The sequence below is a fragment of the Clostridium bowmanii genome, from assembly GCF_018861315.1.
GTDB classification, from domain to species: Bacteria; Bacillota; Clostridia; order Clostridiales; family Clostridiaceae; genus Clostridium_AD; species Clostridium_AD bowmanii.
The window spans coordinates 49,794-70,151 of record NZ_JAHLDL010000006.1 but is presented as its reverse complement, the minus strand read 5'-3'; the positions used below and the strand labels follow the sequence as shown (position 1 = coordinate 70,151).

At 31.1% G+C, this 20,358-nt stretch carries 19 protein-coding genes; 18 read left to right on the top strand and 1 reads right to left on the bottom strand.

The features are described 5' to 3' along the window. Positions 1–78 precede the first annotated feature (78 nt). From yabG to rho, 16 genes are all read left to right on the top strand, one after another. Positions 79–1,002 carry a sporulation peptidase YabG gene (gene yabG / locus KPL51_RS05675; RefSeq protein ID WP_216158335.1) on the top strand — a complete coding sequence of 308 codons (924 nt, stop codon included), beginning with the start codon at positions 79–81 and terminating at the stop codon, positions 1,000–1,002. Positions 1,003–1,310: 308 nt separating this feature from the next. Continuing rightward, the gene (locus KPL51_RS05670; RefSeq protein ID WP_164956945.1) at positions 1,311–1,547 is read left to right on the top strand and encodes a Veg family protein; all 237 of its coding nucleotides are present in this window, start codon (positions 1,311–1,313) and stop codon (positions 1,545–1,547) included. 290 nt (positions 1,548–1,837) lie between these two features. Beyond that, positions 1,838–3,400, top strand: coding sequence for a DUF3794 and LysM peptidoglycan-binding domain-containing protein (locus KPL51_RS05665; protein ID WP_216158333.1), 1,563 nt, complete (start codon positions 1,838–1,840; stop codon positions 3,398–3,400). A 323-nt stretch (positions 3,401–3,723) separates the two neighbouring features. Beyond that, positions 3,724–4,566 (top strand): 4-(cytidine 5'-diphospho)-2-C-methyl-D-erythritol kinase, encoded by an 843-nt coding sequence (gene ispE, locus KPL51_RS05660; RefSeq protein WP_216158331.1) that lies wholly within the window; start codon positions 3,724–3,726, stop codon positions 4,564–4,566. A gap of 178 nt (positions 4,567–4,744) precedes the next feature. Further along, positions 4,745–4,936, top strand: coding sequence for a CLC_0170 family protein (locus KPL51_RS05655; RefSeq protein ID WP_216158329.1), 192 nt, complete (start codon positions 4,745–4,747; stop codon positions 4,934–4,936). Between the two features lie 97 nt (positions 4,937–5,033). Next, positions 5,034–6,494, top strand: coding sequence for a spore germination protein (locus KPL51_RS05650; RefSeq protein ID WP_216158327.1), 1,461 nt, complete (start codon positions 5,034–5,036; stop codon positions 6,492–6,494). Positions 6,495–6,524: 30 nt separating this feature from the next. Next, entirely contained in the window at positions 6,525–7,652 is a 1,128-nt protein-coding gene (locus tag KPL51_RS05645; protein WP_216158326.1) for a GerAB/ArcD/ProY family transporter, read from the top strand. Continuing rightward, positions 7,642–8,817 carry a Ger(x)C family spore germination protein gene (locus KPL51_RS05640; RefSeq protein WP_216158325.1) on the top strand — a complete coding sequence of 392 codons (1,176 nt, stop codon included), beginning with the start codon at positions 7,642–7,644 and terminating at the stop codon, positions 8,815–8,817. Before KPL51_RS05645 ends, KPL51_RS05640 begins: the two co-directional genes overlap by 11 nt. 61 nt (positions 8,818–8,878) lie before the next feature. Continuing rightward, complete coding sequence (spoIIR, locus tag KPL51_RS05635; RefSeq protein WP_216158324.1) at positions 8,879–9,508, top strand: stage II sporulation protein R; 630 nt, start codon at positions 8,879–8,881, stop codon at positions 9,506–9,508. Between the two features lie 46 nt (positions 9,509–9,554). Continuing rightward, positions 9,555–10,925, top strand: a complete 1,371-nt coding sequence (ypeB, locus tag KPL51_RS05630) for a germination protein YpeB (RefSeq protein ID WP_216158323.1) — start codon at positions 9,555–9,557, stop codon at positions 10,923–10,925. A gap of 280 nt (positions 10,926–11,205) precedes the next feature. Beyond that, positions 11,206–12,237 carry a D-alanine--D-alanine ligase family protein gene (locus tag KPL51_RS05625; RefSeq protein ID WP_216158322.1) on the top strand — a complete coding sequence of 344 codons (1,032 nt, stop codon included), beginning with the start codon at positions 11,206–11,208 and terminating at the stop codon, positions 12,235–12,237. Between the two features lie 87 nt (positions 12,238–12,324). Next, on the top strand, positions 12,325–13,308 hold the full coding sequence (locus tag KPL51_RS05620; RefSeq protein WP_216158321.1) for a tRNA 4-thiouridine(8) synthase ThiI: 984 nt from the start codon (positions 12,325–12,327) through the stop codon (positions 13,306–13,308). Positions 13,309–13,322: 14 nt separating this feature from the next. Beyond that, positions 13,323–13,745, top strand: a complete 423-nt coding sequence (locus KPL51_RS05615; protein ID WP_216158319.1) for a YwiB family protein — start codon at positions 13,323–13,325, stop codon at positions 13,743–13,745. Between the two features lie 438 nt (positions 13,746–14,183). Further along, on the top strand, positions 14,184–15,788 hold the full coding sequence (pyrG, locus tag KPL51_RS05610; protein WP_216158317.1) for a CTP synthase: 1,605 nt from the start codon (positions 14,184–14,186) through the stop codon (positions 15,786–15,788). Between the two features lie 236 nt (positions 15,789–16,024). Further along, on the top strand, positions 16,025–16,369 hold the full coding sequence (locus KPL51_RS05605; RefSeq protein ID WP_216158316.1) for a hypothetical protein: 345 nt from the start codon (positions 16,025–16,027) through the stop codon (positions 16,367–16,369). A gap of 537 nt (positions 16,370–16,906) precedes the next feature. Further along, positions 16,907–18,376 (top strand): transcription termination factor Rho, encoded by a 1,470-nt coding sequence (gene rho, locus KPL51_RS05600; protein ID WP_216158314.1) that lies wholly within the window; start codon positions 16,907–16,909, stop codon positions 18,374–18,376. Positions 18,377–18,429: 53 nt separating this feature from the next. On the opposite strand, the gene rpmE is transcribed toward rho, so the two are convergent. Further along, positions 18,430–18,657, bottom strand: coding sequence for a 50S ribosomal protein L31 (gene rpmE / locus KPL51_RS05595; RefSeq protein ID WP_216158312.1), 228 nt, complete (start codon positions 18,655–18,657; stop codon positions 18,430–18,432). Positions 18,658–18,830: 173 nt separating this feature from the next. Between rpmE and KPL51_RS05590 the strand changes: the two genes are divergently transcribed. Both KPL51_RS05590 and KPL51_RS05585 read left to right on the top strand, forming a co-directional pair. Continuing rightward, positions 18,831–19,415 carry a thymidine kinase gene (locus KPL51_RS05590; RefSeq protein WP_216158310.1) on the top strand — a complete coding sequence of 195 codons (585 nt, stop codon included), beginning with the start codon at positions 18,831–18,833 and terminating at the stop codon, positions 19,413–19,415. A gap of 6 nt (positions 19,416–19,421) precedes the next feature. Next, entirely contained in the window at positions 19,422–20,327 is a 906-nt protein-coding gene (locus KPL51_RS05585; RefSeq protein ID WP_216158307.1) for a DUF1385 domain-containing protein, read from the top strand. Positions 20,328–20,358 lie beyond the last annotated feature (31 nt).

Below are 20,358 nucleotides of genomic sequence, written 5' to 3'. Positions count from 1 at the left end.
TTACATAACTTTTTTACTTTCACCTATTGGGTATATTTTCATAATATATATTATGAGTTTAAATATGGAGATGATATTATGAAAATAGGCGACATTGTAGTAAGGAAATCCTATGGTGGTGACATTACCTTTAAAATAATAGATGTTATGTATGTAGATAACACTGATGTGTATTTACTTAAGGGAATAAATTTAAGGATTGAAGCGGACTCTCTAAGTGAGGATTTAGAATTAGTATCAGAAGATAATATTGGTGAAATCGATAAGGTTTTTAATAAAAAAGTAAATACGGCAATTAAGAGGATATTAGTGAATAGGGTTAAAGGAACTAGAGGGTATAGAGCAGGAACTATAGATATTAATGGTAAAATCAAAGAGATGCAATCGAAACAAGAAAAATACAAGGAATACAAAGAATACAAAAATAAAGATATGGTTTTTGGAAGGCCAGGTAAAATACTACATGTTGATGGGGATCCAGAATATCTAGAGGTTTGTCTGAAAACTTATAAACAGTTATCTTTAGATGCAGTAGGTAGGGTAATATCAGAAAAAGATCAACCAAATGAAATAGTAAATTTAGTTAAAGAAGTTAAACCAGATATAGTAGTAATTACAGGCCATGATGGTATGGTAAAAGGAGTAACTGATTATATAAATTTAAACAGTTACAGAAATTCAAAGTATTTTGTAGAGTCTGTTATAGCTCTTAGATCTTATAATAGTAACTATGATGATTTAGTTATATTCGCAGGAGCTTGCCAATCTTGTTATGAGGCAATTTTAGATGCTGGTGCCAATTTTGCTTCTTCTCCAAATCGTGTCTTAATTCATTGTTTGGATCCTGTTCTAGTAGCTGAGAAGATAGCCTATACAAATGTTGAAAATGTTGTAGCTATAGAAGATGTTATACAAAATACTATAACAGGTCTCAAAGGTATAGGAGGCCTTCAAACTAGAGGAAAATACAGAGAAGGATTTCCTAAATCACAGTATATATAGACAAAAGCCCCATATTTTGTATGGGGCTTTTGTTTCTAAAACTGAATATATATATAATTAAGGGAGATACTATAAAAGTCAGTATATATATAAAATGTTATATAATTAAGATATATTATTGGTTTATAATGTTAGGGTTCATAAAAGGGAGAAAAATCAATTCTGTGCCGAATAATCTGTAAAAATGAATTTTGTTAACATAAAATTAACATTGACAAAATTGTTGTATTAGTGATAAAATAATTAGCTTACTTGACAAAAACAAATATACCGTGTATAATGTATAATGTGGAGAGAAGGTGTTTACTGTGGAACAGATTAATGTATTGACTTCAATAAAAGATGAAATTGAAAGTCATGTTGGCGAAAGAGTAACATTAAAAGCAAATGGTGGAAGACGAAAAATTCTTGTGGATAATGGAGTTATTGAAAAGACATATACAAGTATTTTTGTTATTAGATTGGAAAATGACACCCACAGGACTGTGACATATAGTTATTCAGATGTTTTGACAAAAACAGTTCAAATAGTTTTTGCAGGATAAAACGATACTGTACCATGGTATCGTTTTTTAAATTTATAAATAAAATTTATGAACATGAAATTAACAAAGCATATATTAAATAAAGTGCATGTGGATACTAATAACAGTGCATTTTACAAAATATGTGCTTTTATTTTTTCAAGATTGAAAAAAATGATGGATTTTGCAATACGAATAAAAATATCAAATATCATATTTTCTTCACTATTTCTATATATATTAATAGTTAGTATTTTAGGAGGGTAGCAGTTCGTAAGTGTTACCCCAATAGAAATACAAGGAGGTATAGTATGGATATAAATTTAATAAGAGAAAATATAGAGTATGAACAACTGCTGGGAGAAAATACTGCTGATACAGTAGTGAAAGAAGAATATGTAATACCAGATACTCATCCGGATGTTAGGGAAATTCTTATGCTAGATGTTAAGGCTCTTATAAACTCTAAAGAAATAATTCAAGATAAGGTATATTTAGAGGGTCAAATTCAATACAATGTACTTTATATGACAAAAGATCAAGAACGTACTGATATGGAAAATGTTATATACAGTTCCAAGTTTTCAAATACGATCGATATAATGGGTGCCAAGCCTGAAATGCTTTGTGATGCTGAGTGTTTTGTAGAACATATGGAGTGTAGGGTAATTAATGAGAGAAAAATATGTTTAGAAGGTATTTTGAAATTAAAATCTGAAGTATATAAAAATTTTAATTTTGAAATAGTTAAAGATATTGAAGCTGTGAAGGATGTTCAATATTTAAAAAATCCTACTAGTATTGATAAGGTTATAACAAACTTTAATGGGGAACTTATAGGGAAAGCTAATATAAAAATCCCAATGGAAAAACCAGAAATTGGTAAAGTTATAAAATATGATGTTAATATTCATAAAAAAGAAGTTAAGTTATACGAAGGGAAAATTTCAATTAATGCTTTTGCATGTATTAATATGATATATAAGGGAACAGATAGCAGAGAATTAATTTATATTGAGCAAGAAGTTATGTTAAATAAAGAGCTGGATTTTGAGGATGTAAATCCGTATATGGACAATTATACAGACTTTAGGGTAGATGCTATTGATTTTGATATTAAGGAAGATGACTTAGGGGAAAAAAGAATTATTGATGTAGAATTTCTAATAAAAACAAATACAAGGGCTATGCACAAAGAAGAAGTAGACATGATTGAAGATATATATTCACCAACTACAAATCTTGAGATGGATAAAAAGGATTATGTACTTAATGTAATGCAAGGACAATTATTAACGGAGACCTTGGTTAAGGGGGATATAGAATTAGATAGTAATATGGCAAAGCCAAGCAAGGTTATTATGTGTAATGCCAGTGTCTCTGTAACAGATAAAAAGGTTATTGAGGATAAGGTTATAATCGAAGGCATAATGAATGTAACTGTATTATATAGGAGTGACGATGAAGAAAAATATCTTTCCGCTGTGTCTGAGGAGATTCCTTTTACATGTGGGGCTGAGATATTAGGTACTAAGATAAATATGAGCAGTGTGTGTAAGCTATCACTGGAAAATATAAATGCAGATATTGAGGCAGGAAATATATCAGTTCGAGCTATAGTGAAAGTATATGTAAGAGTAAACTACATGGTAGAAAAGAAATTTTTAGTTGATGTTTATCCTGTAGAAGGTGAACTGCCTAAGAAAACAGCTAGTATTACTATTTATGTAGTACAATCAGGGGACACTTTGTGGAAAATTGCTAAAAAGTATAATACCACCATGCAAGAAGTTGTAAGGGTCAACCAAATAGAAGATCCTAACGTTATAAAAGTTTCACAAAAACTTATAATACCAGGTAGAATAATTATATAGCCATACGTAAAAAAATAACAAGTCAGTATACTAGTATATTGACTTGTTGTTTTTTTTACATGCACCTTATTTTAAATTATATGTAGCAATATTAAATTTGTTGTAATATACTAATTTTATTAGAAATATTTCACAAGAAAAGGCTCAGCTTATATAAGCCTCTGAATTCCTAAGGGTGACTAAACAATTATTGTTTAATAAGTTGTTAGTTAAGCCATTTTAGTGGATAAAGCCACCTTGTGGATAAAGCCACCTTGTGGATAAAGCCACCTTGTGGATAAAGCCACCTTAGTGGATTCTTAATAAAAAGTTGGAGGAAAATTATGTTAGTAAAAGCTTATGGAAAAATAAACATATCTTTAGATATAGTAGGTAAAAGAGAAGATGGATATCATTTACTAAAAATGATTATGCAAAATGTGGATTTATATGATTCTATGTCCTTTCAGAAATGCAATAAGGGTATTAATATAAGTTGTAATAAACCATACATACCCACGGATGATAAGAATTTAGTATATAGAGCTGCAAAACTTTTTATTGATACTTACGATATTCATGAAGGTATAAATATATATCTTAAGAAAAACATTCCAGTCGCTGCGGGTATGGCAGGGGGGAGCGCAGATGCCGCCGCTGTTTTTAAAACATTGAGACATGTATTTGAAATAGATGTAGATGACAATGAACTTATGAATTTAGGTGTAAAAATTGGTGCAGACGTTCCTTATTGCATAATGGGAGGAACGGCCTTGTGTGAAGGCATAGGGGATATTATTACTCCACTAGCTCCTTTTATAAATCAAATTTTAGTTTTGGTTAAACCTAATTTTGGAGTATCAACTAAGGAGGTTTATAAGAACTTAGATATTAGTAAGATCTTTAAGCATCCAAACACAGAAGCATTGATAAAAGCTATGGAAGAAGAAAAATTAGAGGATGTATGCAGTGGGATGAAAAATTTACTTGAAAATGTTACATTAAGAAAATACCCAGTTTTGAAAAGAATAAAAGAAGATATGGTTAGGATGGGTGCAATGGGAGCAATGATGAGCGGAAGTGGTCCTACAATATTTGCTTTTTTTGATGATATGTTAAAAGCGCAAAGATGTTATGACAAATTTAAAACCCAATATAAGGAAGTGTATATAACAAGAACTATTTAGAAATGATTTTATATTTAAACATAAGAACGTGGAAAAACCTTTGTGGCTTTTTCACGTTCTTATGTTTTGCGTCCAGAATGGGCGCAATATAAGTTGTATTTAAATGAATATTTTTAATCAGTGTCGTTAAAACTAGCTTAAGAAGTAAAATGAATTTACTAAAACAGGGAGAAAAACAATGAAAATCTTAGATTTATTTGATGTGTACTTTTTATTGATGATGGTAATTCAGGGTTCGGTAGTACTTATTATAGATACAAAAAACTTCAAAAAATCAGGTGATGATAGTACCAGTAAAAAAGCACGCATATTAGGTTCACTGGCAATTATTATAGCAATAATTTTATTTATGCTGAGGTTCCTATTTTAACTGAATTTCATCACTTAAGGTTATGGGTTAAATGAATGTGAATAGTTATAGGTAAAATTCAATTATTCATATATATATATATAAGGATGTGAAGACTATGAAAGAGATAATTGATGATCAAATCCAGCTTGACGCAGAAAAAAACATAGAATATTTAAAAGAACTTTTGGCAGATAACTCTGATGTTATTTTTAGAGTTTTTAATGTGGGAGAGTGGAAAGCGGCACTAGTTTATATTGATGGGATGGCAGATAAACTGCTATTAGATCATTATGTTTTAGAACCATTAATGTTATGTTCAAAAGGCGTGGAGGATGTTAAGCAAATAAAAGACGAAATACTAGCAGTGACAGATATGCACGAAGTAAAAGAATTAAGTGAAGGAGTTAATTCTGCCCTTTCTGGAGATACATTAATGTTTATAGATGGGTTAGACTGTGCCTATGTTGTTGCAACGCGTTTTTGGCCTGCTAGAGGGGTAGGAGACCCATCTAGTGAAACTGTAATTAGAGGAGCAAGAGATGGCCTTACAGAAACTATAAGATTCAACACTGCTTTGATTAGAAGGAGAATTAGAGATACAAGGTTAAGAATTAAAGCTACAACAATAGGAACTAGATCAAAAACTGACATGGTTATTATGTACATTGAAGATATAGTCAATAAGACAGTGCTTAAGGAACTTGAGGATAGAATAGATAAAATAAATATTGATGTAGTTTTTGACAGTGCCTACATTGAACAATTAATAGAGGATAATAAATATTCACCCTTCCCTCAAATACAAAGTACAGAGAGGCCGGATGTAGTAGCTGCAGCATTATACGAAGGCAGAGTAGCACTGGTTGTAGATAATTCTCCTTTTGCAATTATTGTTCCAACTACTCTGCCTAATTTATTTCAATCGCCAGATGATTATTATCAAAGATGGATGCACAGTTCTATGATTAGATTTATTAGGATGTTTTCTATAATTGTTTCTCTGACGGCACCGGCGCTTTATGTAGCAATTACCTCTTTTCAACCAGATATAATACCAACTAAATTAGCTTATTCTATAGCAGCTTCTAGGGAAGGGGTGCCATTTCCTGCATTTGTAGAAGCTATTATTATGGAATTGTTTTTAGCTCTTCTTATGGAGGCTGTAGTTAGACTACCAAGGCCTATCGGGGCTACTATTGGCATTGTAGGTGGGCTTGTTATAGGGCAAGCTGCAGTAAGTGCAGGAATAGTTAGTCCTATTATGATAATTATTGTGGCAATTACCGCCATTACTACGTTTATATCGCCTAATTATGAAGTTACTACAGCGCTTAGACTTGTACGATTTCTTCTTATCATCGCTTCAGCCATTGTAGGTCTTTATGGGATAGTTATGGGACTTATTATACTTCTCATTCATCTAGTTAGAATGAAAAGCTTTGGAATACCTTATTTAGCACCAGCGGTCAATACTAATTTTGCGGATTTTAAAGATATGTATATTAGAGTGCCCATATCTAAGCTAAAAGAAAGACCTAAATACATGAGAACGGGGGATAAAATAAGACAAAAATAATGTATCATCTTTTTTGTGGAGGGAATTATTATGAGAGATAAAAAAATAATTGGAGATTTTGGGTTATTTACCACTGTAGTGGTGGCTATTGTAGGTATAGGAATATTTTCATCCCCAAAGGATGTCATAGATAAAGTAGGTAGTGATGCCTGGATAGTTACTTTAGCTTCAGGAATAGTAATTTTTTTATTGCTGTATCTTATATACATGGTTATGAAAAAAAATAATTTTGAGGATTTTACAAATATATTACAGAATAATTTTGGAAAATTATTTGGAGGACTATTTGCTATTATCTTTGCAATTTATAGTATATTTATTGTTTCTCTAGGGATGAGGGAGTTTGTTGAAGTAATTAGACTATTTTTATTAAGGCAGACTCCCACAGAATTTATTTTAATGACAACTATTTTAACAGGAAACTATTTAGTTAGAGGTGAAATAGGTGATGTAGTTAAGTTTAATGAAATTTCTTTCTGGATTATGTTCATCTCAATTTTTGCAGTGTTCATACTTATCGCAATAAATGCAGATTTTACAAATTTACTACCAGTGTTAAATAATAAACCCTCTGATTATTTTAGTGCTTCTAGATATGCACTTTTCTGTTTTGGGGGATTTGAAATAGCATATCTTATTCTTCCCTATGTTAAGAAAAAGAAAAACGCATTCCGTGTTTTAAGAAAGAGTATTATGTTTGTATCCATTTTTTATATTATTGTAACGGTACTTGTTTTAGCTGTGTTCTCTAAAGTTCAAGGTAGAATTTTATTGTGGCCAACTATTTCGATGATAAGGTCTTTATATATACCAGGAACATTTGTAGAGCGCTGGGAAGGAATAGTAATGGCGCTTTGGATACTTTTTTATTTCACTACATTTGTCAATACTTATTTTTTTTCCAGTGAGATTGTAAAAAATATATTTAAGTTGAAGGATATTAAAATATCTTCACTTTTAATTATGCCTATTATTTATGCCATAGCATTATATCCAGAAAATATAGCAGAAGTTTATAATTTGAAATTTAAAACTACCGCAGTTTTATACACTGCTATATTTGTTTTTGTAATCTTACCTATACTTATCCTGATCATAGGTAAAGCTAAAGGTAAAAGCAAAGAGAAAGGGAGGTGGAAAAGTACAGATGAAATTTAAGATCGTATTACCCATTATCTTAAGTTGTGTTTTATTTAGTGGATGTTGGGATAAAGTAGAAATAGATAGGCTTAATTTCATATCCACTATAGCTGTTGACCCAGGGCAAGATATTGGTAAAGAAAAGGAATTAAAAAGCATTAATTCAAAAGATTCCTTTGCTGAGGGGCAAATTAAAAAAATTAATGTAACTTATGGATTTCCGGATATGAGCATGCTAGGGTCAGGAAAAAGTGGAAGTGCACAGGAAAAATATATTAATACTGAAGCTTATTCTATGGAAGATGCATCCTCAGAAGCTATGGCTAAAAGTAGTAGAGACATATATATGGGGCAGGCTAAGCTATTAATATTAAGTAGCAACTTATTAGAGCATAAAGATACTGTTAAAGAGATAGTCGATTATCTAGAGCGAAATCCTAACATAAATAGGATGATGGGTATTGTTGTATCGGACGGTAAAGCTGAAGAATATATAAAATTTAAACCTATGACAGAAAACAGTGCTGGATATTATATTTCTGGACTTATGGCTAATAGTAAAAGAAATTCTAGGATTATGAGCATAAATTTAAATGAATTTCTTATTCTTTTGAGTGAGAATGGGAATGTGTTACTACCTAGAATAACTTTAGAAAAGGAAAAAAATGAATTGATTTTGACTGGTGCTGCTATAATTAAAAATTATGAATTAAAAGGTTATTTTACTCCCATAGAACTAATGGATATCCAATTGCTAAGTGACAAATTTAACATTGGGAAAAAAGTTATATACATTGATGGACACCCTATTGATTATATAATTAACGGATATGAGAGGAAAATGAAGGTTGAGGAACAAGGGGGTAAGTTAGTGATCAATATAGATTTAGGTCTTGAAGGTCAGATAAATGGATATTATGTAGGTAAAAAAATACTAGGAAAAGAAGAGCTGCAAAGTTTGCAAAATACTTTTAATCTCTCAATTAGTGATGAGTGTGAAAAAATCATGCAAACAGCTAAAGGTGAGTTTGAAATAGATCCCTTTGGCATTCGCGAACATGTTGAAAAGTTTAAGCCTTCTTTATGGAATAAAATAGAAAAAGATTGGATAGAGAAGTATAAAAATGCAACAGTTGTGGTTACTGTTAAAACTGAAATAAGAAGAATTGGATCAGTTCAGTGAATAAAATTACACAATATGGTAATAATTTTAATATAAAACATGGTATTCAAGGGGGATAATTATGAAAAAATTTATATTAACAAGTATTACCATAATTATTATAATTTCTATAGCTTTAAATAGCGGCAATGTAGCTACAAAAGCCAGTCAAAGTGATATCGCTGCTAAGCTTATAAGATTTCATGTAATAGCTAATAGTGATGATAAAATAGATCAAGGATTAAAATTAAAAGTAAGAGATTCTGTTTTAAAATATGTATCACCGAAACTTGTGGATTGCAAAAGCATAGAGGAATCAAGAAAAGTTATAAATAGTGAAGACAAAAATATTAAAAGAATTGCTGAAGGCATTATAAATAAAAATGGTTTTAAATATATAGTAGATACAACACTTTCACAGGAATATTTTCCGGTTAAAACTTATGGAAATATAACTTTGCCTCAAGGTAAATATGAAGCCTACAGAATAGTTATTGGAAATGGTACCGGCCAGAATTGGTGGTGTGTTATGTTTCCACCACTATGTTTTGTAGATATTACAAAGGGAAATGTATCCTACGAAAAAACTGAGAGTGAAATGAAGGATGTATTATCAGAAGATGAATATAAAATGGTAGATAACACCGTAAATAACAAAAAAATAATTGTTAAATTTAAACTAGTAGAATTTTTTAATGAATTATTTAGTTGAATAAAGTATATAGAAAGCTACTAGGAGGATGCCAGGAGGCAAATATATGAAAATGATAAAGAAAAGAATATTGTATACAAGTGCTGTAACTATAATTGTTGTGTTTTCAACTACGTTTGCTATACTAATGTTTTTGGAGAGATTAGATTATAGAAATTATCTTCAAGGCCAGTACAGTAAAAATATGTATGAGCTTATTAGCTCAGTACAAAATATAAGAATAAATCTTGGAAAGTCTGCTATTGTTGGGTCTAGAGAGCAGAGCATAGTGGTTTTCGAGGAGATCTTTAGATACTCAGCTACTGCAAATGACAAATTGCATTCTTTGCCAATAGACCAAGAAGTTGTTGGAGACACTAGTGAATTTTTAACTCAAGTAGGAGATTTCTCTTATGCATTGTCAATAGCTGCCTCAGAAGGTAAGGATCTTAATGATAAGCAATATGGATTAATTGACGAACTAGAGAAACAATCCTATACGCTCCAGGAGCAATTAAATGGTGTTCTTTCTGATATAAATGAAGGCAAAGTTAAATGGGGAGAGATTAGAAGAAAGAGTACTGGGGTATTTGCAAAAGTAGGGGACGACCTTGTGACTGAGAAATTCAAGGGCATACAAAAACAAATAGTTCAATATCCTGCATTAATTTATGATGGACCTTTTTCTGACAATATATTAGAGATAAAGCCTAAAATAATGACTCAAAAAGAAGTAAGTGTAAAAGATGCAATGCAAACAGTAAAAAATATATTTGGAGAAGATAAAATTACAAGTATCGAAAATAAAGCAGTTTCAGGGAAAACAAGAATACCCTCCTATACTTTTTATATTACATTTAAAGGGCGAAATAAAAGTGAGGCTAAAACAGTAATAGAAGTAAGCAAAAATGGAGGCAAAATAGTATATTTGTTAGACAGTAGGCCTGTAGGAAAAAAAGCTTTAGATATTAATAAGGCAATAGAAGGTGGAAGTGTATTTATTGGAAAATTAGGATATAAAAATATGCAGCCTACATATAATCTTAATTATGAAAATACGGCGGTAGTAAGTTATGTATATAATCAAGGAGAAATAGCTATTTATCCAGATCAAGTAAAGCTTAAAATTGCACTAGATGATGGTAGTATTATAGGAATTGAATCTGAAAAGTTTTTAGTGTCTCATATTGAAAAAAGGGAAATAACTACACCGAAAATAACTGTAGCAAAAGCCCAAGAAAAAGTTGGTAAACGTTTGAAAATAAGTAAAATAAGTTTAGTTATTATACCAACTGAGACTAATAAAGAAGTTCTTTGTTATGAATTCTTAGGTTCATATAAAGAGAAAAGCTTTATAGTATATATTAATGCCAGTACTGGATATGAGCAAAGAATTATGGAAATAATAGATACTCCTAATGGTAAATTAACTATTTAGGGAAATGTTTACTAAGAGGATAAACCTACTAGATTTGTCGGTTAAGAGAGGATATATTGCGTAAAGTGCACATATATCCTCTCTTCTATTGAATTAATTATAAAATACCATTATAATTTATAGTGGTGTTATTATTAAAGATGTTAAGGCTACAATTTAGATCATAGAATTAAAATACAAAGTAATAGATAAAAATGATATAATATAGTAAATTTATTTAGTTCGCATATGTTTTTATTATTCATAAAATAGTTATTATAGTTATAAGGAGAGATGGTAAATGAAAAAGAAAGTTGCAGTATTATTTGGTGGACAGTCTACCGAACATGAGGTTTCAAGGGTATCAGCAGCATCTGTGCTAAAAAATATTGATGTAACAAAATATGATTTATACCCAATAGGAATAACAAGGGATGGATTATGGTTTGAATATACTGGTAAAGTAGATAACATAGAGAGCGGAGAATGGGAAAAGGACCAATTTTTTAAAGTTCCACAGGGTCAAAAGATTTTATTTAATAAAGAAGTAGATGTAGTATTTCCAGTATTGCATGGTCTGTTTGGAGAAGATGGTACTATTCAGGGAATGTGTAAATTATTAAATGTTCCTTGTGTTGGACCAGGGGTAATGTCCTCTGCTATTTGCATGGACAAAGTATATACCAAATACTTATTAGAAAATTTCGATATAAAGCAAGCTGATTATGTGGTGATTAATGCACATGAGTATGTAGAAAATAAAGACATATTAATAGAAAAAATAGAAAAAAAACTTGGTTATGCAGTATTTATCAAGCCTTCTAATAGTGGTTCGTCTGTAGGGATAACTAAAGCTCATAACAGGGAGGAACTAATACTTGGAGTAGAAGAAGCACTGAAATATGATAGAAAAATATTAGTTGAAAAGGCAATAAATGCAAGGGAAATAGAGGTGGCAGTACTCGGGAATGATTACCCAGAGGCTTCTGTGCCAGGAGAAGTAATACCAGCAAAAGAATTTTATGATTATGAAGCTAAATATAAAAGTGAAGCATCGAAGCTTTTAATACCTGCAGCTCTTAGTGAAGCTAAGTTAGAGGATATTAAACAGGAAGCTATAAAAATTTATAGCATATTAGATTGTGCTGGAATGGCAAGAGTGGATTTTTTAGTAGATAAAGAAACTGAAGATGTCTATTTAAATGAGGTTAATACTATACCAGGATTTACCAAAATAAGCATGTATCCTAAAATGTGGCAAGCCACAGGCAAAAATTTCGGCATGCTTATTGATGAACTTATCGAACTCGCTATAGAAAGAAATAATAAATAGTAGTTACTTATTTGAGATTCCCTTATATAGGGATAGATCTATTTTCTTAGTATCGAGTAAAATACAACCAGGAGAGGAGAAGGTTTTATGACAACAGCTTTAGCTATGATTTCCGGAGGCCTGGATAGTATACTCGCAGCAAAACTTGTAAAAGATCAAGGCATAGAAGTTATAGGCATATGCTTTAAATCATACTTTTTCAGTGAGGAAAATGCATTAAAAATTGTCAAACAAATAGATATACCCTTAGTAGTTGTGGATTTTTCAGAGGAACATTTCACCATGCTAAAGGACCCAAAACATGGATATGGTAAAAATATGAACCCATGTATAGACTGCCATGCTATGATGATGAGACATTGTGGAGACTTACTAGAGAAATTTCATGCGAACTTTATTATAACCGGAGAGGTTTTAAATCAAAGACCCATGTCCCAAAATAGGTCAGCACTAGATATAGTAAAAAATGAATCTGGTATAGGTCAAAAGATTCTAAGGCCACTATCAGCAAAGAATCTTAATCCAACTGAAATGGAGATAGAAGGCTTAATAGATAGAGAAGCTCTTCTGGATATAAAAGGGAGAAACAGGAAAGTTCAAATGGAACTAGCAGAAAAATGGGGTATTCTAGATTACCCGTCACCTGCTGGTGGATGTAAACTTACGGAACCTAGTTATTCTGTAAGACTTAAGGAATTGCTAGAGCATAAAGAAGACACATCTAAAAAAGATCTTGAATTACTTAAAATAGGAAGGCATTTTAGAATAACTAAAGATGCAAAGATTATATCGTCCAGAACAGAAGAAGAGGGAGAGTTATTAGAACAATTTTTAACAGAAGAAGATCTAATGTTTTTACCTGTGGACTATAATGGATCTACTATTGTTATAATAGGAAAAGCCACAGATAAAGATATAGAATTTGCAGCTAAAGTTTCTGGGAGATATTGTAAGGGAAAAGATGATAAGCTTATATCTATTAAATATGGAACATATGGCACGTCTTTAGATAAATCTATAGACGTGCAACCAGCAACTGGCGAAGAAATAAATAAATATATTTTAAATTAGTGAGGAGTAGGGTTATGAAGAAAAATGCAGTGATTTCAATTGTTAGCAAACAAGCTGACGGTGAAGATGATGGTGATGCAATTGAGGTGGTGACACCCGGAGAATTTTATAAAAAAGATAATTGTTACTATGCAGTATATGAAGAGACAGAAATTTCAGGAATGAAGGGGACTACCACTACATTAAAAATTGATGAAGAACATTTTACACTTATAAGGACGGGAACTACTAATACAGAAATGAAATTTAAGAAATATGGTAGAGACTTAACTTTATATAATACACCTCATGGTGCATTAGACCTAACTGTGGACACTAGGGAGCTAAAAATGAATGTAGATAATAATGGTGGGGATGTATTTATAGATTATGATATGATAATCGGCAATCAACAAATTTTAAGTACAACTTTAAAAATCAGTATTAAAGCGCAGTAGTTATAAAGGCCATGTTCTATATATAGAACATGGCCTTTATTTAAGTTATTATAGGGTTTGAAATGTTTAGATATAACTAGGCAGGAGTTATAATAGAAAATAATAAAATTAAAGGATAAATTAGACCTATAAGTATAAATATAAGAAATATTACAAAATAAAATTCTCCAAAAAAAAGAAAACCACAAAAAACACTGGTTAATGACAAAAAAGTGTGATAAGATGTTAATATTGTTTTTGAAAATAATAATACCATTATACTTTACGATCCTATTTATAGGGTAATTTCTATTATAGATTTAAAAATAACATCTGTCAACATGTTTTTAGAAAATATTCATAAAAGTTTTAAAAAGCTAGGTATTAGCAACGTTAACCATGTAATAGACATAAAATTTGCAATAAGAAATAAAGAAGTAAGATATAGGAGGAATAATTATGAGTACTAAGTACGTATTTGTTACAGGTGGAGTAGTTTCATCTTTGGGAAAAGGTATAACAGCAGCATCACTAGGTAGGCTTTTAAAGAATAGGGGGTTAAAGGTTTCTATACAAAAATTTGATCCGTATTTAAATGTAGATCCAGGAACCATGAGTCCTTATCAACATGGAGAAGTTTTTGTTACAGATGATGGTGCAGAAACAGACTTAGATTTAGGACATTATGAGAGATTTATTGATGAAAATTTAAGTAAAAGTAGTAATGTAACTACAGGTAAAGTATATTGGTCAGTTATATCAAAAGAGAGAAGAGGAGACTATTTAGGAGGCACGGTACAAGTAATACCTCATATAACTAATGAGATAAAAGAAAGAGTCTATAGAGTAGCTAAAGAAAAAAATATAGATGTTGTTATAACTGAAATTGGTGGAACCGTTGGAGATATTGAGTCATTACCGTTTTTAGAGGCTATAAGACAGGTCAAATATGAGGTAGGAGTAGAGAATGTTTGCTTTGTCCATGTTACATTAGTGCCATATTTAAAGATGGCAGGAGAACTTAAAACAAAACCTACTCAACATTCCGTAAAAGAACTTAGAACTATTGGAATTCAACCAGATATTATAGTATGCCGCTCTGAGAAGGAAATATCTGATGACTTAAAGGCTAAGATAGGTCTTTTCTGTAATTTAGAAGCAAACTCAGTAATTCAAAACTTAGATGCTGAGAATTTATATGAAGTACCGCTTATGCTTCACAAAGAAGGCTTAGATACTCTAGTATGTAAAAAATTAAAACTAAACTGTCATGAAATAGATAATGCTGCTTGGGCTTCCATGGTAGATAAATTAAAGAACTTATCTGGAAATGTGAAAATAGCACTAGTTGGAAAATATGTGGAACTTCATGATGCCTATATTTCTGTTGTTGAGGCATTAAGCCATGGAGGCCTTTATAATGACTCTAATGTAGAGATCAAATGGGTAGATGCTTGCGATGTAACTGAAGACAATGCACGCGAAATACTCGGAGATGTTGATGGTATATTAGTTCCAGGAGGATTTGGTGACAGAGGAATAGAAGGGAAAATAGAGGCAACAAGATATGCTAGAGAAAATAAAGTGCCATTCTTCGGAATATGTCTTGGAATGCAGTGTGCCGTTATAGAATATGCAAGAAACGTGGCAGGACTCAAAACTGCAAATAGTTCAGAAATTAATGCTGATACGGAATATCCTGTAATAGACCTGATGCCAGATCAAAAGGATATAGATGAAAAAGGTGGTACTATGAGACTAGGATTATACCCATGTAAATTAACAAAAGATTCTAATGCTTATGAAGCCTATAATGATGAAGTTATATATGAAAGACATAGACATAGATATGAATTTAACAACCAGTATAGAAAAGTAATAACTGATGCAGGACTTATGTGTGTGGGAACAAGCCCTGATGAAAGATTAGTAGAAATAGTTGAAATTAAAGATCATCCTTGGTTTGTTGGAGTTCAGTTTCATCCAGAACTTAAATCTAGACCTAATAAACCACACCAGCTATTTAAGCAATTTATTAAAGCATCAATAGAATATAAAAAATAGTAATAAAAAAATATCCTATATCGTGGACAAATGAAAAAAAGTCTACACTGTAGGATATTTTTATTTGCAATAAAATAAATTACCAATAAATTCAATTATAATTTAGCAGGAATTTCATGAAATATATAGAATTTAGTATTAAAGAACATAATGAAGCAAAATGAATTTGATGCTAATAGCTATTAGTTATTATAAGACAAATTTAATAAAAAATATAAAACATTGAGGTGAGAAAATTGACATTCGATACTAATATTGCTATGGCTTTAAAAGATTGTAATGGTCAATATAATGTGGTAGAAATGACTATATTTGAGTTAGAGAGCATGAACTCTAAATTCTCCTCCTTAAACGTTGAGTTGCATAGGGGTAATGAAATGCTGATTCAGGTTAAGTGCTGCCTGTGTGGAGAAAATCATTCCTATCATTATAATATTAAGGAGCTATTGAAAACAAATATGGTTATAGGGGGATGCGAGCAATTAGCCTTGCCTATATTTTTCATTGGCAAGAATGAAAAGGTTATAGAAAAAGTAAATAAACATAGACAAACTATAGAGAAACTATATGCTATGATATAGAAAAAAATCATAAAATACACATAAACCACTAGTGGCTTTGTGTATTTTTAATATAGTGGATTAAAATTATGAAATAGGATATAATTAGAAAAGTATATCATTTCAAAAAAATTCATTGGATAGTTAACACATTTTTAAATTCCTATGGTATTTATTAAATAGATATTATATGTCAACTGCCAACTACCCTAAAGGGTAGTGGCTTGTAGGAGCATTCCAAACAAGTCGGTTGAATAGCCTAAGTCTTAACAGACTACGTTAACTAAGAATATACAGGTACTTCAAGATACTTCTCTAGTGTTGAACACTACGGTCTAATTTTAAACATCTCTGATGGTAGGAGAAGTGAGTTAGATATTCAAAACCTTAATTAACATTGGCGAAGAGAACCTACGAGTTTAGTAATTCTCGAATAGATTATTTGTATCTATTACAAAAATTACTATTAAAAACTAAGACAAAGCTTACATCCACTACCCTAAAGGGATAGCGGTTTTACACTTAAATTTATAAAATACCCTTTGGAGGTGCAGATTTTTGATAAACAAAGATTTTGAAAATATGACGGTAGTTGAACTACGGGAACGTTGTAAAGAGCTTGGTGTTAAAAACATTTCTAAATTTAAAAAAAGTGAGTTAATTGAGGAAATAAAGAAAATAACACCAGTTTCATTGCAAAGGGATGGAGTTATTTTAAAAGAAAAAATAAGTCCTAAAATCATTTCTAAAGTTCAAGATAATATTGTAGAAAATTCAGAAACGCAAATCACAAGCAGTCCAATTCAAACTGAGAAAACTCCTGATAATGAAAATATTGATACAGGCTTTAAAAACCAAAATGAAAATAAAAAAGAAAAATTACAAGAAATGATAAATGAATCAGGCTCAGCAAGAGGAGTTCTAGAAATAATTGAAAATAATAGTTATGGTTTTTTAAGAGGACATAATTATTTATCAGGTGAGGATGATATTTATGTTTCACCATCTCAAATTAGAAGATTTAATTTGCAAACAGGTGATGAAGTAGAAGGTAAAGTTAGGACACCTAAAGAAGGAGAAAAATTTAAAGCACTATTGTATGTACAAGGAGTAAATGGAGAAAATCCAGATAGAGCTGTAGGTAGAAGACCGTTTGAAAAATTAACTCCTATTTACCCAACACAAAGGCTTACACTAGAAACTACTCCAACAGATTTGTCTTCAAGAATGATGGACATTATTTCTCCCATAGGTAAAGGTCAGAGAGGAATAATTGTAGCACAGCCAAAGGCAGGAAAAACAACACTTCTTAAAAAAATCGCTAACAGTATTTCTATAAATCACCCAGAAGTAAAATTAATTGTTGTACTAATAGATGAGAGGCCAGAAGAAGTTACTGATATGCAGAGATCTATTAAAGGCGAAGTTATTTATTCAACTTTTGATGAAGAACCAGATCATCATACAAAAGTTGCTTATATGGTACTTGAAAGAGCTAAAAGAATGGTGGAACAAGGTCAAGATGTAGTTATCCTACTAGATAGTCTAACTAGACTTGCTAGAGCTTACAATTTAACTATAACACCTTCTGGAAGGACTTTATCTGGAGGCCTGGACCCTAGTGCGCTTTTAATGCCAAAAAAATTCTTTGGAGCGGCTAGAAACATTGAAGAGGGTGGAAGTTTGACAATTCTTGCTACTGCACTTATAGAAACGGGAAGCAGAATGGATGATATGATTTTTGAGGAATTTAAGGGCACGGGCAATATGGAAGTTCACTTAGATAGAAAACTTCAAGAAAGAAGAATATTCCCTGCCATTGATATTTATAAGTCAGGAACAAGAAGAGAAGATTTATTGCTTACGAAGATTGAAATGGAAACTATATATAACTTAAGAAAGATAATGTATAGAGAAGGGAATGCTACGGGAGTAACAGAAAAACTCTTAAACTTAATAGCTAAAACTAAGAATAATAGAGAATTTTTAGAAATGTTAAATAAGAACTTTGAAGTATTAGCTAGATAATATGATATAAATTAAAAAATGGAAAAGATAATTAAATCTTTTCCATTAATATATTATTCTGCGTCATCTTCTACTTCAGCTTTTAAGTTGAATTTTTTCATGAATCTGTCTACTCTTCCACCTGCATCAATATTCTTTTGCTTTCCAGTGTAGAATGGATGGCAATTAGAACATACGTCTACTTTAAGTTCTTGTTTAGTAGATCCTGTAGTAAAAGTGTTTCCACATGCACATTTAACAACTGTATCATGATGGTATTCTGGATGTATTCCTTCTTGCATATTTTTCACCTCTTTCAAAAAATAAATATATACCCGTATTGTCAACTATTCAAGTTTATCATATAATTGATTATTAAGTCAATAAGAATAAAATTAAATTTGACTTTATTATATAGTATATATTTGATAAAATACATGTAGTAAGTTTTTTTTATAAAATTGGAGGTAAAATTATGTACGGACCAAAAAATCATGGTTGGGTGGAAGTCATTATAGGACCTATGTATAGTGGGAAGTCTGAAGAGCTTATACGTAGAATAAGAAGAACGAAAATTGCAAAACAGAAATTACAAGTTTTTAAACCAGAAATTGACAATAGATATAGCAAGGTAGATGTGGTATCTCACTGCGGAGAGAAGGAAGAGGCAGTTCCAGTTAAGGATAGCGCAGAACTGCTAAGCCTATTAGATGAAGATACACAAGTTGTTGCTATCGATGAGGTTCAATTTTTTGATAAAGGAATAATTGATGTAATTACTACATTAGCTGATAAAAATAAAAGAGTTATATGTGCGGGACTAGATATGGATTTTAAGGGGGAACCTTTTGGACCTATACCAGCACTTCTGGCTGTAGCGGAATTTGTTGATAAAATTCAAGCTATTTGTGTAGTGTGTGGTAATCCTGCTACTAGAACTCAACGATTGATAAATGGAAAACCAGCTAAATATGAGGATCCTATTGTCTTAATTGGAGCATTGGAATCCTATGAAGCTAGGTGTAGAAAGTGTCATATTGTTCCTAGAGAAGGGGTGTAACTAACTATGGCTAAAAATGTTAATGTTGGTGGTCAGGCTGTAATTGAAGGAGTTATGATGAGAGGAAGCACGGGCATTGCTACTGCCGTGAGAAATGAGCAAGGGGAAATTGTAGTGGAGAAAAAAAACTATACTTCCTACACTAAAAAGAATAAATTTTTAGGACTTCCAATAATAAGAGGATTTGTTTCACTAATTGAGTCCTTAATTATAGGAGTACAAACTTTAAATTATTCCGCTTCTTTTTTTGAAGAAGAGGGGGAACCTTCAAAAGTAGATAAATTTATAAAAAAAATATTTAAAGAAAAAAGTAATGATGTAATTATGGGATTATCCCTTTTTATTTCTCTAGTTATATCCATAGGGTTATTTTTTATTTTACCGACCCTTGTAGCTAATGTTTTTAGTAAAATGGGGACAAGTAACATGGGTATGAATATTGTAGAAGGAATTATTAGAGTTTTACTGTTTTTACTATATGTGTATCTTATAGGCAAAATGGAAGATATTAAAAGAGTATATGAGTATCATGGTGCAGAGCATAAAACCATATTTTGTTATGAAAGCAATGTTGAATTAACCCCAGAGAATGCAGCTAAATTTGGAAGATTACATCCAAGATGTGGTACAAATTTTTTATTCTTAGTTATGATAGTTAGCATAATAGTGTTCTCTTTAACTGGTTGGAATTCCATTGGTCAGAGAATAATGTATAGAATTATATTGCTTCCACTAATTTCAGGGGTAAGCTATGAAATTATTAAATGGATGGGGAAAAGTAGTGGTTCTTTAGCTAAAATTCTTTCTTATCCAGGACTTAAGTTGCAGAAATTAACTACAAGAGAACCTGATTTGTCTCAACTCGAGGTGGCAATAAAAGCGCTTAAGGTAGCTGAGGGAATCGAAGAGTAATAAATATGGCAATTGTTGAAGGGCGATGGAA

Bases quoted from the DNA above. Each gene is read 5' to 3' on its own strand.
- yabG (WP_216158335.1), top strand. From the start codon at position 79: ATGAAAATAGGCGACATTGTAGTAAGGAAATCCTATGGTGGTGACATT.
- KPL51_RS05665 (WP_216158333.1), top strand. From the start codon at position 1,838: ATGGATATAAATTTAATAAGAGAAAATATAGAGTATGAACAACTGCTG.
- ispE (WP_216158331.1), top strand. From the start codon at position 3,724: ATGTTAGTAAAAGCTTATGGAAAAATAAACATATCTTTAGATATAGTA.
- KPL51_RS05655 (WP_216158329.1), top strand. From the start codon at position 4,745: ATGAAAATCTTAGATTTATTTGATGTGTACTTTTTATTGATGATGGTA.
- KPL51_RS05650 (WP_216158327.1), top strand. From the start codon at position 5,034: ATGAAAGAGATAATTGATGATCAAATCCAGCTTGACGCAGAAAAAAAC.
- KPL51_RS05645 (WP_216158326.1), top strand. From the start codon at position 6,525: ATGAGAGATAAAAAAATAATTGGAGATTTTGGGTTATTTACCACTGTA.
- KPL51_RS05640 (WP_216158325.1), top strand. From the start codon at position 7,642: ATGAAATTTAAGATCGTATTACCCATTATCTTAAGTTGTGTTTTATTT.
- spoIIR (WP_216158324.1), top strand. From the start codon at position 8,879: ATGAAAAAATTTATATTAACAAGTATTACCATAATTATTATAATTTCT.
- ypeB (WP_216158323.1), top strand. From the start codon at position 9,555: ATGAAAATGATAAAGAAAAGAATATTGTATACAAGTGCTGTAACTATA.
- KPL51_RS05625 (WP_216158322.1), top strand. From the start codon at position 11,206: ATGAAAAAGAAAGTTGCAGTATTATTTGGTGGACAGTCTACCGAACAT.
- KPL51_RS05620 (WP_216158321.1), top strand. From the start codon at position 12,325: ATGACAACAGCTTTAGCTATGATTTCCGGAGGCCTGGATAGTATACTC.
- KPL51_RS05615 (WP_216158319.1), top strand. From the start codon at position 13,323: ATGAAGAAAAATGCAGTGATTTCAATTGTTAGCAAACAAGCTGACGGT.
- pyrG (WP_216158317.1), top strand. From the start codon at position 14,184: ATGAGTACTAAGTACGTATTTGTTACAGGTGGAGTAGTTTCATCTTTG.
- rpmE (WP_216158312.1), bottom strand. From the start codon at position 18,657: ATGCAAGAAGGAATACATCCAGAATACCATCATGATACAGTTGTTAAA.
- KPL51_RS05590 (WP_216158310.1), top strand. From the start codon at position 18,831: ATGTACGGACCAAAAAATCATGGTTGGGTGGAAGTCATTATAGGACCT.
- KPL51_RS05585 (WP_216158307.1), top strand. From the start codon at position 19,422: ATGGCTAAAAATGTTAATGTTGGTGGTCAGGCTGTAATTGAAGGAGTT.